This window comes from Burkholderia sp. D-99, assembly GCF_011605345.1.
Taxonomy (GTDB): Bacteria; Pseudomonadota; Gammaproteobacteria; order Burkholderiales; family Burkholderiaceae; genus Burkholderia.
Map to the genome: position 1 here is coordinate 851,801 of NZ_JAAOXM010000001.1, position 12,718 is coordinate 864,518.

Genomic DNA, 12,718 nt, shown 5'->3' on the forward strand with positions numbered 1-12,718 from the left:
GATGCGCATCCGCCGGCGGCCCGCCGCCGTCTCCGCCACTGCCGTTGCGCTCGCCGCCGCCCTCGCCGGCTGCACGGTCGGCCCCGATTACCAGCGGCCCGACGTCGCCACGCCGGCCGCGTGGCGGCTCGATCCGGCCGATGCGTACTGGCATCCGGCCGCGCCGGCCCGCGCGCCGCTCGACCCGGCATGGTGGACCGCGTTCGGCGATCCACAGCTCGATGCGCTGGAAGCCGAAGCGTTGCGCAACAACCAGAACCTAAAGGCCGTCGCCGCGCGCTACGACCAGGCGAAGGCGACGCTCGCGTCGGTCGCCGCGGCGCAGTATCCGGCCGTCGGCCTGAACGCGAGCGGCCAGCGCTTCAAGATCTCGGCCGACCGGCCGCAGACCAATTACGCGACGCTGAACACGTCGACCGTGCAGAACGACATCCAGGTCGGCGCGAGCGTCAGCTACGAGCTCGACCTGTTCGGCCGCGTGCGGCGCAGCGTCGAATCCGCGCAGGCCACCACCGAACAGGCCCGTGACGATTTCGCGAACGCGCGCCTGGTGCTGACTGCCGATCTCGCGTCGAGCTATTTCGCGCTGCGCGAATTCGATGCCGAGATCGACGTTGTCAGGCGCTCGATCGACCTGCAGCAGAAAGCGCTCGACTACGTGAGCGCGCGCCACGACCTCGGCGCGGTGTCGGGACTCGACCTGCTGCAGCAGCGCGCGCAGCTCGACGCGACGCGCACCCAGGCGCAGTTGCTGCTCCAGCAGCGCGTGCAGGTCGAAACCGCGATCGCGACGCTGGTCGGCACGCCGGCCCCCGCCTTCTCGATCGCGCCGCGCGTCGTTCCCATCAACGCGCCGGCGCTGCCGACCGGCCTGCCGAGCGACGTGCTGCAGCGGCGCCCCGACGTCGCGTCGGCCGAGCGCGCGATGGCTGCCGCGAATGCACAGATCGGCGTCGCGCGGGCCGCGTATTTCCCGCGCATCATGCTGTCGCCCGATATCGGCTGGGACGCGACGCGCTTCGCCGGCCTGTTCACCGTGCCGGCGTTGCTGTGGTCGGTCGGGGGGTCGCTCAGCCAGCCGCTGTTCGAAGGCGGCAAGCTGAAGGCCGGCGTCGATTTCGCACAGGCCGGCTATGTCGCCGCGCAGGCCGGCTACCGGCAGACCGTGCTCACCGCGTTCCAGGAGGTGCAGAATGCGGTCACGGGATTGTCGGTGCTCGCCGAGGCCGCGCAGCAGGCCGCCGCGGCCGTCGACGACGCACGCAAGCTCGTGTCGCTCGCGCAGGATCGCTACGCGGGCGGCCTGACGCCGTTCATCGACGTGCTGACGGCCGAGCAGCAGTTGCTGACGAGCGAGCGGCAGGCCGTGCAGATCCAGGGCCAGCGCGCGGCGCTCGTCGTGTTTCTTGCGAAGGCGCTGGGCGGCGGCTGGGACGGCCATGCCACGGGCGACCCGGCGCCGGCCGAGGTCGCCACTGCAGCCCCGGCGCCGGCACCGGCGCAACCGGGCCCTTAACCGGATCACGCGGACAACGGATTCGAACATGAAAGTCCTGATCGTCGAAGACGAACCCAAAGTCGTCGAATACCTGAAGAGCGGCCTGACCGAGGAAGGCTGGGTCGTCGACACCGCGCTCGACGGCGAGGACGGCGCGTGGAAAGCCGTCGAATTCGACTACGACGTCGTCGTGCTCGACGTGATGCTGCCGAAGCTGGACGGCTTCGGCGTGCTGCGCGCGTTGCGCGCGCAGAAACAGACGCCCGTCATCATGCTGACCGCGCGCGACCGCGTCGACGACCGCGTGCGCGGGCTGCGCGGCGGCGCCGACGACTACCTGACCAAGCCGTTCTCGTTCCTCGAACTGATCGAGCGGCTGCGCGCGCTGACGCGCCGCGCGCGCGTGCAGGAATCGACGCTGATCTCGATCGGCGACCTGCGCGTCGACCTGATCGGCCGCCGCGCGACCCGCGACGGCACGCGGCTCGACCTGACCGCGCAGGAATTCCAGCTGCTCGGCGTGCTCGCGCGGCGCAGCGGCGAGGTACTGTCGAAGACGACCATCGCCGAACTCGTGTGGGACGTGAACTTCGACAGCAACGCGAACGTCGTCGAAACGGCGATCAAGCGCCTGCGGGCGAAACTCGACGGCCCGTTCACGGACAAGCTGCTGCACACGATCCGCGGCATGGGCTACGTGCTCGAAGCGCGCGAGGACGGCGATACCGAGAGGCCGGCATGAAACGCTCGATCGTCCTGCGGCTGTCGGCGATGTTCGGCATCGTGTCGCTGCTCGTGTTCACGCTGGTGGGCTGCGGGCTGTTCGTGATGATGGAGCGCCAGCTGTTCGCCGAGCTGCGCGCGACGCTCGACACGCGTTCCAAGGTCGCCGAACTGATCGTGTCGCATGCCACCACCGCTGCGCGCGGGCGCCTGCTGCAGGAGAAACTCAGCGATTTCGAACCGCCCGACGGCTCGACGCACTACCAGATCGTCAGCCCGGATCCCGCCTTCCGCTTCGGTAGCCCGGTGAACGGCGTGCCCATCGAGCCGCCGAACGGCGCGTTCCAGCGCTACGCGCTGAACGACAGCAGCTACGACGTGATGACGAAAACCGTCACCGTAGCCGGCAGCGGCGAGCGGCCGACACTCCAGCTGATCGTCGCCAGTTCGTGCGAGCGCACGCAGCGGATGCTGCGCCGTTTCGGCTGGACCCTCGCCGCGCTGATCGCGACAGCCACCGTCATCACGCTGCTGCTGAGCCGCGCGGTCGCGCGCTTCGGGCTCGCCCCGCTCGACCGGCTGTCGCAGGATGCGGCAACCGTGAGCGCCACGAACCGCCGCCAGCGCTTGCAGACCGACGCGCTGCCGGCCGAGCTGCGCGACCTCGCCGCGTCGTTCAACGGCGCGCTCGACCGCATCCAGCAAACCTACGCGCGGCTCGAGGCATTCAACGCGGACGTCGCGCACGAGCTGCGCACGCCGGTCAGCATCCTGATCGGCCAGACCCAGGTCGCACTGACCAGCCGCGACCGCACGGTCGAGCGGATGCAGCAGACGCTGCAGTCGAACCTCGAGGAATTCGAGCGGCTGCGCGTGATCATCAACGACATGCTGTTCCTGTCGCGCAGCGACCGCGGCGAACGCGCGACCGACCTGAAAGACGTGTCGCTCGCCGACGAGGTGCGGCGCATGCTCGACTTCCTCGAAATCCCGCTCGATGAAGCGCAACTGCATGCCGAACTGCACGGCGATGCACGCGCGGCCGTCGATCCGTCGCTGTTCCGCCGCGCGATGACGAACCTGCTGATCAACGCGATCCAGCATTCGGTGCCCGGCGCGACGCTGAACGTGACGATCACGCGCCGCGACGCGCTCGTCGAAATGGCCGTCGCGAACCCCGGCGAACCAATCGACCCCGCCCAACGCTCGCACGTGTTCGAGCGCTTCTACCGGCTCGAGGAAGCCCGCGCGAACAGCAAGGAGAACCACGGGCTCGGGCTGTCGATCGTCAAGGCCGTCGCCGAGATGCACGGTGGCGGCGTGTTCGTCGCATGCTCGGGCGGCGTCAATACGTTCGGCTTCTCGGTATCGACGCAACCTTGCGCGGGCGGCCCGCTGCGCCCGGCCGATGCAAACGGCCCCGCCGATACGCACGACGCGCAACCGGCGCACACGCCGCGCGCGTTGCACTGACGGCCGCCGCGCGCGGCCGAGGGCAGTTTTCTTCAATACGGGCCGATGCGGCTCCCGTAGTCTCGATGCGACTTTCGACATTTCGCATGGAGACATCCAATGAGCATGCTGGTTTCAATGGCGGCGTTCGCGCTCGCCTCGTCGATCACCCCCGGCCCCGTCAACATCGTCGCGCTCAGCGCGGGCGCCCGCCACGGCCTCGGCGCGAGCCTGCGCTATGCGGCCGGCGCGACGCTCGGCTTCGTCGCGCTGTTCCTGCTGATCGGCCTCGGGCTGCACGCGGCGCTCGCGCGCTGGCCCGTGCTGACGACCGCCACGCAGTGGTCGGGGATCGCATTCCTGCTGTATATGGCGCTGCGGCTCGCGCTCGATGACGGCCGGCTGTCGGCCGACCCGGACGTGGCCGGCCCGTCGGCGGCGGCCGGCGCGGCGATGCAGTGGCTGAATCCGAAGGCATGGCTCGCGTGCGTGGCCGCGATGGGCGCATATGCGGCCGACGGCGACCGCGCGCAGGTCTGGCAGTTCGCCGCGCTGTATCTCGTGATCTGTTTCGCGTCGATCGCGTGCTGGGCGTATGCGGGCGCATCGCTGCGGCACCGCCTCGCGAACGCGCGGCGCATGCGCGTGTTCAACCGGCTGATGGCGCTGCTGCTCGCGGGCAGCGCACTCTTCCTGCTCGACGTGTAAGGCTCGCCGCTCAGCTCGTCTTTCAGCTCGTCGCGCTGCGGTATTGGCCGGGGGTTGCAGCCGCGATCCGCCGGAACGCGCGCTGGAAATGCGCCTGGTCGGCAAAGCCCGCGTCGAGCGCGACATCGGCGATCGGCCGGCCGCGGCGCAGCTCCGTGCGACCGTACTGCACGCGGCGATCGATCAGGAACGCATGCGGTGTCATGCCGTAGCGCGCGTTGAATGCGCGGATCAGGTACGACGGCGACAAATCGGCCGCCGCGCAGATCGCATCGAGCGTGACGCCCTCACGGCAATGCGCGGCGATGTAGTCGGCCGCGCGCGCGAGTTTGGCGTTGTCGTCCCCGGCGCGCGGGCCGGGCAGTTCGCGATCGAGCGCGCCGTGCAGCGCCGTGAAGAACTCGACCGCCGCGCTCTCCTTGCCGAGCGAATCGATGCCGGGTGCGACGAGCGTGCGATAGAAGCCGCCAAATTGCGCGAACAGGTCGTGCCGTTCCGTCAACTTCGGTGAAAACCCATGGAAATCGCAATTCGGATCGCGGCCCAGCGAATGCTGCAGCCGCGCGAGCCATGGCACGTCGACATAGACCATCCGGTATGCCCACGCGTCGGGGCCGTAAGGATTGCACGCATGCACCTGTTCCGGATCGATGATCACGAGCACGCCGCGCCCGACGTGCTCGTTCGTCGCGCCGTTCACGTAGGTGCTCGTGCCGCCGACGATCGCGCCCACCGAAAACGTGTCGTGCGTGTGCTTCGCGTAGCAGATCGCGCGACCGTCGTCGACGGTACGCGCCTCGATGAACGGCAGCGCGGCGTCGCGCCAGAACGGCGACGGTACGACGGATCGGTTGGCGGTACGGCTCACGCGGCGGGCTCCCGGTTCGGACGGCGAACGCTCACCGTACAAGACTGTGCGGCGCCGCGCAACCGGATCGCCGGATCGCTGGATCGCCGGATCGCCGGATCGCCGGACCACTCGCCGAACCACTGGCTTCGATGCCGGATCGCGCCGTTTCGCCTAAGCTTTGAATTCCGTCCGCCGCGACACCCGCGCCGGATCCCGTTCACTCTTCTCCCGTCACGCTCATGCATATCGATCTGAAAGGCAAGACCGCGGTCGTCACCGCCTCCACCGCAGGCATCGGGCTCGCGATTGCCGAAGGGCTGGCGCGCGCCGGTGCGCGCGTCGTCGTCAACGGCCGCAGCGACGCGTCGGTGCAGTCCGCGCTCGCGCACTTGCGCGCGGCCGTCCCCGGTGCGGGCTTCGACGGCGTCGCGGCCGATCTCTCCGATGCCGCCGGTGTCGCGCGCATCACGCAGCACACACCTGCGGCCGACATCCTCGTCAACAACGCGGGCATCTACGGCCTGAAGGCGTTCTTCGACATCGACGACGCCGAGTGGGACCACTATTTCCAGACCAACGTGATGTCCGGCGTGCGCCTCGCGCGGCATTACCTGAAGGGGATGATCGAACGCAACGCCGGTCGCATCGTGTTCATTTCGTCGGAATCCGGCCTGAATATCCCGGTCGACATGATTCATTACGGATTCACGAAAACCGCGCAGCTGTCGATCGCACGCGGGCTCGCGAAGCTCGCAGCGGGCACCAACGTGACCGTCAACTCGGTGCTGCCGGGGCCGACGATGTCGGACGGCGTGCGGGCGCTGCTGAAGGAAACGGCCGACGAAACCGGCCGCAGCGTCGAAGACGTGGCCGTGGATTTCGTGCGCAACCATCGCTCGAGCTCGATCATCCAGCGGCCCGCGACGCCGGAGGAAGTCGCAAACCTGGTCGTCTACGTGTGCTCGCCGCTCGCTTCGGCGACGACGGGTGCCGCGTTGCGGGTGGACGGCGGCGTGGTCGACACGATCGCGTGACGACGGGCGGGCAAGGCCGCCGCGCTAGCGCGACGCGGCCTTGCCCGGCTGCAGCGTGCCCTTGCGGTCAGCGTTCATGCAGGAATCGAAGCCGTATTGCGTGACGACGCCGGCCCTGTCGAACACGACGAAATACTCGCGGTGGTCGTTGCCGTGCTCGATGAAGTAGTTGTAGCAGACGCCGCTGCCGTTGCGGACCATCCACACGCTGCGCGGATTGCCGCCGGCGCGGACGACGTCGGCGCGCGTCGCGCCGTGCCGCGACGCGGCCCTCGCGAGCGGCGTGCGCGAATACGAGAATGGCAGCCACGCGTCGAACCACGCGCAGCCGTGCAACATCAGGCAGCTGGCGGCCAGGGACAGCGTCGCTGCGGGACGGGCCATCGGAATCAATCGCATGCTTGAGGAAATCTGCTGCGCCGTGCCGGCGCGATCGAAAGCCTCATGCTACTAGACCTTTGGGTCCGGATCGAAAAGAAATGTAGAGATCTTTATCGCAATCGCTGCATTGCATGACCGTGTACCGGCCCGCTCGCCGCCCGTCGCGGCGGCCGCCGCGCGTTCGCACGCGCATCCGCGCCGCGGCGTCAACCGGTGGCGCGGCGCTCGTCACGCAATCCATTCGGCCCACAGCATCGTCAGCACCGTCATCAGCGCGGGGCCGACGAACAGCCCGATCAGGCCGAACGTCTCAGCGCCGCCGAGGATGCCGAACAGCACGAGCAGGAACGGCAACCGTGCGGAGCTGCCAATCAGCACCGGCCGCACGAAGTGCTCGGCGACGAACACGACGACGAACCCGAGCACGGCCACCGCGACGGCCCACACGGTCGCGCCCTGCACGAACAGCCAGAGCGCCGCGCCGCAGAACACGACCGGCGCGCAGAACGGCAGCATCGCGGCGATCGCCGTGACGAGGCCGAGCAGTGCCGCATGCGGGACACCGGCCAGCGCATACGCGACGCCGAGCAGCGCGCCCTCGCCGAGCCCGACGACGACGAGCCCCGTCACCGTGCCGAACACGGCCGCGACCATCCGCTCGATCAGCTCCGCGCCGTTGTGCCCGAACGCGCGCCGCGCGCCCTGCAGCAAGGCCCCCGACAGCTTGTGGCCGGCGCGCAGGATCACGAACAGCGTGACGAGCATGAAGCCGAATTCGAGCAGCGCGTGCGCGAGCTTCGTGCCGAACTGCCGGCCGAACGCCAGGAATTTCTCGCTGTTGACGCCGTGCATCGCGCTGGCCGCATGCAGCGGATGGCCAAGGTTGGCCTGCCACCATTCGGTGACCTGCGCGGCGCCATAAGGCAGCCGGCCGACCACGTCCGGCACCGGGATGCCGTTGTCCTGGATCGTGCGCAGCCACTCGCGCAGGTCATGCGCCTGCCCGATCGCCTGGGTCGCCGCGACGGCCACCGGCAGCACGACCAGCAACGAGATCCCCGCCGTGATGACGAGCGCGATGAGCGTCGGGCGATTGCGGAACAGCCGGTGCGATTCGAAGCGTTTCAGCATCGGCCACATCGCGATGGCAGTCACGCAGGCCCACGCGATGGCGGGAATGAAATCGTGGATCACCCACAGCGCGATCACCAGCAGCGCCGCATACAGCACGGCGCGGGCGATCTGCTGCACGCGCGGGCGTGCGGCGGGATCGTGAGACGACGGGACTTGTGCGCCCATGGCACCTCTGAATGAAAAAATGGCGGTTCGCGCAGGCCACCGGCCTGCGCGAACCGCCATTCTATCCATCGGCGCCGGATCAGCGGCGCATGTCATGCTCGCGCCGCCCCGGTGCCACGCCCGCTCAGGCCACCTTGTCGGCGGTCCGGTAACGCTCGAGCCAGTGCGCGTACGGCGCGGGCAGCGTCCACGACGGACGGTCGACGCCGAGCTGCTTGGCCGCGTAGTACGGCCAGTGCGGGTCGGCCAGGTGCGCGCGGCCGACCATCACGAGATCGAGCTGCTCTTCCGCCACCACGCGGTTCGCCAGTTGCGGCGTGTCGATCCCCCATGCGGACGACACCGGCAGCCCGGCCTCGCGGCGCACGCGCTCGGCGACCGGCGCGAGGAACGCCGGGCCCCACGGAATCTGCGCGGCGGGCGTCGAGAAACCGACCGACACGCTGAGCATGTCGAGCCCTTCCTGCTTCAGCCGCTGCGTGAGCGCGATCGACTCGGCGAGCGTCTCTTCGTCGCGGCCGTCGTATTCGATCACGCCCAGGCGCGCGGTCAGCGGCAGATGCTCGGGCCACACCTTGCGAACGGCCGCCAGCGTTTCGACGAGGAAGCGGCCGCGGTTCTCGGCCGAACCGCCGTATTCGTCGTCGCGCTGGTTCGCATGCACCGAGAAGAAGCTCTGGCCGAGATAGCCATGCGCGAAGTGCAGTTCGAGCCATTCGAAGCCCAGGTCGCGCGCGCGCTTCGCGGACGCCACGAAGTCGGCCTGCACGCGTGCGATGTCGTCACGCGTCATGGCGCGCGGCGTCTTCGGCAGATGCGCGCCGAACGGCACCGCCGACGGCGCGATGGTCTGCCAGCCGCGCGGATCGCCGTCGGCGATATGGTCGTCGCCTTCCCACGGACGGTTCGCGCTCGCCTTGCGGCCCGCGTGCGCGAGCTGGATGCCGGGCACCGCGCCGGCCGCCTTGATCGCCGCGACCGACGGCGCGAACGCTTCGGCCTGCGCATCGGTCCACAGCCCCGCGCAACCCGGCGTGATGCGCCCTTCCGGCGACACGGCCGTCGCCTCGGCGATCACGAGGCCCGCGCCGCCGCGCGCGATGCCGGCCAGATGCACGTGATGCCAGTCGTTGACGACGCCGTCCTCGGCGACGTACTGGCACATCGGCGGCACCGCGATGCGGTTGCGCAGCGTGACATCCTTGAGTTTGAACGGTTCGAACAGGGCAGACATCCACGGCTCCTTTGCTTGGTTCTGCAAAACGACTGGAAACGCGCCGTGCAGTGCGCACGACGGAACGATTGGGGCGTCGCCGGGCGGCTTGCGCCCGGCGACGGATACGGTGCGGCGCCGGCCCGGCCGGCGCCATCGGCTTAACGGTGGCCGAGCTGCGCGAGCAGCGCCTCGGCGGCAGGCTCCGATGACGCGGGGTTCTGCCCCGTGATCAGCAGCCCGTCGGTGACGACATGCGGCGCCCAGTCGGCACTGCGCTCGAATTGCGCGCCGTTGGTCTTCAGCATGTCTTCGACGAGGAACGGCACGACTTCGGTCAGTTCGACCGCCGCTTCCTCGCTGTTGGTGAAGCCCGTCACGCGCTTGCCGCGCACGACCGATTCGCCGGTCTGCGGGTTCTTCACGTGACGCAGCACGCCCGGCGCGTGGCAGACGGCCGCGACCGGCTTGCCGGCCGCCAGCGCGCGCTCGATCAGGCCGATCGAATGCAGATCCTCGGCGAGATCCCACAGCGGGCCATGGCCGCCCGGGTAGAACACGGCGTCGTAGTCGTCCACGGACACGTCGGCCAGCTTGCGCGTCGAAGCCAGTTCGGCCTTGGCCGCCGCATCGGCTTCGAAGCGGCGCGTCGCGTCGGTCTGGGCGGTCGGATCGTTGCTTTTCGGGTCGAGCGGCGGCTGGCCGCCCTTCGGCGATGCGAGCGTCAGCTCGACGCCCGCATCCTTGAACGTGTAGTACGGCGCGGCCAGTTCCTCCAGCCAGAAGCCGGTCTTCTTGCCGGTGTCGCCGAGCGTGTCGTGCGAGGTCAGGACAACCAGAATCTTCATGATCGGACACTCCTTCGAAAATGGATGGGAACGGGGCCGCACAACCGGAAAACCCGGCCGGCGCGGCACGCCTGTCGGTTAGTCAGCTGTGACGCGTTATCGTGCGACCCACGTATCCGAATGCGACATGCGCCTATTAGACCAGTCGTCTAGGACTTTCGAAAATAAAACGACGGCGTCTCGCTGCACCACCAGCATCGCAGCGCGAAATGGCATTTTCGCGTCTGTGTTGCATGCGCCGCGGACGTCGCCGCATTCATGAGGCCGGATGATAGCTTTTGATTAGACCGGTCGTCTAGTAAACGGAGAATCGCCCCTTCGAACGTCATGGCCATTCCCGAGGTGCGCGATCCGTCAGCGCTCGCTGTCGCTCGCGCCCCTCACCTTCACTGCGCCGGCTGGTCACGCACCGGGCCGTCCGTGTCGCCCGCCTCGATTGCCGGCGCCTGGAGCCGATGCTCGCGCACGCCATCGTGCGTGAACGGACACTCGACGAACCGCGCCGGATTCGGCTCGATGCCGGCTTCGCGCAGCGCTGACAGATAGCCTGCACGGCGTGGCGTGGCGCGGCAAAATTCAGTGCAAGCGACGCGTTGACCATTGCGATGCGCCGGTTCCCTTAACCCGACAGCCGGCACACCGCGTCCCGCGCGCCAGCAGCGGGCGGCGACATGCGTGGCGCCTGTGCGGCGCGATAGATGCGATGCGCGGACGCCGCCCGTCCGCATGTGACGGGGACAGCCCGCCCGGCGCAACGCCGGCCGGCTGCCGTCCCCGCCGGGGCCTCGCCGATCAGAGCAGCCCCATCCCGCCCGACGCGATGATCTCCGCGCCGACGATGAACGCGGATTCCGGCGCGCTGAGGTGCAGCACCGTCGACGCGATCTCGTCCGGCGTGCCGAACCGGCCGATCGGGACGAGGCCCTTGATCTTGTCGGCCGTCTCGTCGAGCGTGGCCGCATCGAGCCCGAGCTTGCCGTAAAGCGGCGTCTGCACGGGCCCCGGGCTCACGACATTCACGCGCACGCCGTGCGGCAGCAGTTCCGTCGACAGCGTCTTCGCGAACGAATTGACGGCCGCCTTGCTCGCCGCGTACACCGACGAGCCGGGCATCCCGATGTGCGCGTTGATCGAGCCGTTGATCACGATTGACGCGCCGCGGTTCAGCAGCGGCACCAGCGACTGGATCTGGAAATACGCGCCCTTCACGTTGGTGTTGAACACGAGATCCCACATGGCCTCGTCGCTGTCGGCGAACGGCGCGAGTTTCGCGACGCCCGCGTTGATGAACACGGCGTCGAGCCGCGCCCCCGCCGACGCGATCGCATCGGCCAGCGCGCGGGCCGATGCGACGCTGCCGGCCTCGTTGCGGATCGCGAGCGCGCCTGCGCCGAGCGTTTGCCGCGCGACCTCGAGCGTCTGCGCATCGCGCCCGGTGATGATGACGCGCGCGCCTTCGGCCGCGAATGCCTTGGCGGCCGCCAGGCCGATGCCGCTGTTGCCGCCCGTGACGAGGACTGTCTTTCCTTCGAAGCGTTGCATGATGTTCTCCTGTGAACCGGTGAGTTGACCGTGAACACAGGATGCGCGCCGCGCCCGGCCTTGCCGTGCGACGTGCGCGACGAACACGTTCGAAATTGTCGAACGTGTTTGCACGGGCGGGTTCGATTGCCCGGTTCCGCGCCGCGTCAGCCGGCCACGTCGATGCCGTCGAGCAGGCGCTGCGCGAGCCTCGGTTCGCGCAATTGCTCGAGCCACCATTGCAGCGCACGGCCGTCCCGGTCGCCGTGCCACGCGACATACAGCAGGTTCGGCTCGCGCGGATCGGCCGTCTGTTTTTCGACGAGTTCGCCGCGCGCGAGCAGCGACGTCACGCGCCGGCGCGGCACCCAGCCGACGCCGAGCCCGTCGCGCTGCGCGAGGATCTTCGCGCGCATCGACGGCACCGCCAACACGGCCTGTCCGCCGAGCAGGCCATACGCGCGGCCGGTCGCACGACGCGACGAATCGGCGACGACGACCGCCCGGTGCGCGCCGATCGCATCCCGCGTCAGCGCGCCGCGCGCGGCGGCCAGCGGATGGCGCGGCGACACCGCGAACACCCACTCCATCGCCCCCAGCTCGAACCACTTGAAGGCGGGAATCGCCGGCGGCTCGTTGGTCGCGCCGACCACCAGATCCGCGCGGCCGTCGCGCAGTGCTTCCCAGGTCCCACCGAGCACTTCGTGCGTGAAACGCAACGACACGCCGGAGTCGAGCGCGTCGAACGCCTGGACGACCGGCAGCAGCGTGTCGAACTCCAGCACCTCGTCGCTGACGATCCACAGCCGGTCTTCCCAGCCGCTCGCGACCTGCCGCACGCGCTGCGTCAGCCGCGCGACGTCCAGTGCCAGCCGTGCCGCCTCGTCGGTCAGCAACTGTCCGGCCGGCGTGAGCTGCAGCCGGTAGCCGCGCCGGTCGAACAGCAGCGCGTCGAAGCGCGTTTCCAGCTGGCGTGCCGCGTGCGACACCGTCGACGGCGCCTTGCCGAGCCGCGCGGCCGCGCGCGACAGGCTGCCGGTGGCGCGGATCGCGTCGAGCAGCGCAAGTTCGTCTTCGGACAGCATGGGCACGCTCCGGTGTGGATTGGTCTGGGGTTGTCGTGGCTCCCGTGGATCGTAAGGCAGCGGCGGGCGGCGGTCCAATCGGATGGCGTTCGATGCGGCGGATGGG

At 69.3% G+C, this 12,718-nt stretch carries 12 protein-coding genes and 1 pseudogene; 5 read left to right on the forward strand and 8 right to left on the reverse strand.

What is annotated here, in order from left to right; all coding sequences use genetic code 11:
- Position 1: 1 nt before the first annotated feature.
- The 4 genes from HAV18_RS03725 (at position 2) to HAV18_RS03740 (ending at position 4,381) form a co-directional block, all read left to right on the forward strand.
- A complete protein-coding gene (locus tag HAV18_RS03725; RefSeq protein WP_166954123.1) occupies positions 2–1,516 on the forward strand; it encodes an efflux transporter outer membrane subunit in 1,515 nt (504 codons plus the stop codon).
- A 28-nt stretch (positions 1,517–1,544) separates the two neighbouring features.
- Complete coding sequence (locus HAV18_RS03730) at positions 1,545–2,240, forward strand: heavy metal response regulator transcription factor (RefSeq protein WP_011355331.1); 696 nt, start codon at positions 1,545–1,547, stop codon at positions 2,238–2,240.
- Positions 2,237–3,694 (forward strand): heavy metal sensor histidine kinase, encoded by a 1,458-nt coding sequence (locus HAV18_RS03735; protein ID WP_166952938.1) that lies wholly within the window; start codon positions 2,237–2,239, stop codon positions 3,692–3,694. Before HAV18_RS03730 ends, HAV18_RS03735 begins: the two co-directional genes overlap by 4 nt.
- A 99-nt stretch (positions 3,695–3,793) precedes the next feature.
- Entirely contained in the window at positions 3,794–4,381 is a 588-nt protein-coding gene (locus HAV18_RS03740; protein ID WP_085037708.1) for a LysE family translocator, read from the forward strand.
- Positions 4,382–4,403: 22 nt separating this feature from the next.
- Here HAV18_RS03740 and HAV18_RS03745 read toward each other — a convergent pair whose 3' ends face one another.
- On the reverse strand, positions 4,404–5,249 hold the full coding sequence (locus tag HAV18_RS03745; protein ID WP_166952941.1) for an AraC family transcriptional regulator: 846 nt from the start codon (positions 5,247–5,249) through the stop codon (positions 4,404–4,406).
- Between the two features lie 221 nt (positions 5,250–5,470).
- Between HAV18_RS03745 and HAV18_RS03750 the strand changes: the two genes are divergently transcribed.
- Positions 5,471–6,265, forward strand: coding sequence for an SDR family NAD(P)-dependent oxidoreductase (locus tag HAV18_RS03750; RefSeq protein WP_166952944.1), 795 nt, complete (start codon positions 5,471–5,473; stop codon positions 6,263–6,265).
- 24 nt (positions 6,266–6,289) lie between these two features.
- On the opposite strand, the gene HAV18_RS03755 is transcribed toward HAV18_RS03750, so the two are convergent.
- From HAV18_RS03755 to HAV18_RS03785, 7 genes and pseudogenes are all read right to left on the reverse strand, one after another.
- Positions 6,290–6,664: a hypothetical protein gene (locus HAV18_RS03755; protein WP_166952947.1), complete on the reverse strand. Its 375-nt coding sequence runs from the start codon at positions 6,662–6,664 to the stop codon at positions 6,290–6,292.
- A 210-nt stretch (positions 6,665–6,874) separates the two neighbouring features.
- On the reverse strand, positions 6,875–7,945 hold the full coding sequence (locus HAV18_RS03760; protein WP_166952950.1) for an AI-2E family transporter: 1,071 nt from the start codon (positions 7,943–7,945) through the stop codon (positions 6,875–6,877).
- Positions 7,946–8,069: 124 nt separating this feature from the next.
- Positions 8,070–9,179, reverse strand: a complete 1,110-nt coding sequence (locus HAV18_RS03765) for an NADH:flavin oxidoreductase/NADH oxidase (RefSeq protein ID WP_166952953.1) — start codon at positions 9,177–9,179, stop codon at positions 8,070–8,072.
- 140 nt (positions 9,180–9,319) lie between these two features.
- Positions 9,320–10,006: a type 1 glutamine amidotransferase domain-containing protein gene (locus HAV18_RS03770; protein ID WP_166952956.1), complete on the reverse strand. Its 687-nt coding sequence runs from the start codon at positions 10,004–10,006 to the stop codon at positions 9,320–9,322.
- 467 nt (positions 10,007–10,473) lie between these two features.
- Positions 10,474–10,625 (reverse strand): annotated as a pseudogene (locus HAV18_RS39785) (LacI family transcriptional regulator); the annotation flags it as partial.
- Positions 10,626–10,798: 173 nt separating this feature from the next.
- A complete protein-coding gene (locus tag HAV18_RS03780) occupies positions 10,799–11,548 on the reverse strand; it encodes an SDR family oxidoreductase (protein WP_166952959.1) in 750 nt (249 codons plus the stop codon).
- Between the two features lie 146 nt (positions 11,549–11,694).
- On the reverse strand, positions 11,695–12,612 hold the full coding sequence (locus HAV18_RS03785; RefSeq protein WP_166952962.1) for a LysR family transcriptional regulator: 918 nt from the start codon (positions 12,610–12,612) through the stop codon (positions 11,695–11,697).
- Positions 12,613–12,718 lie beyond the last annotated feature (106 nt).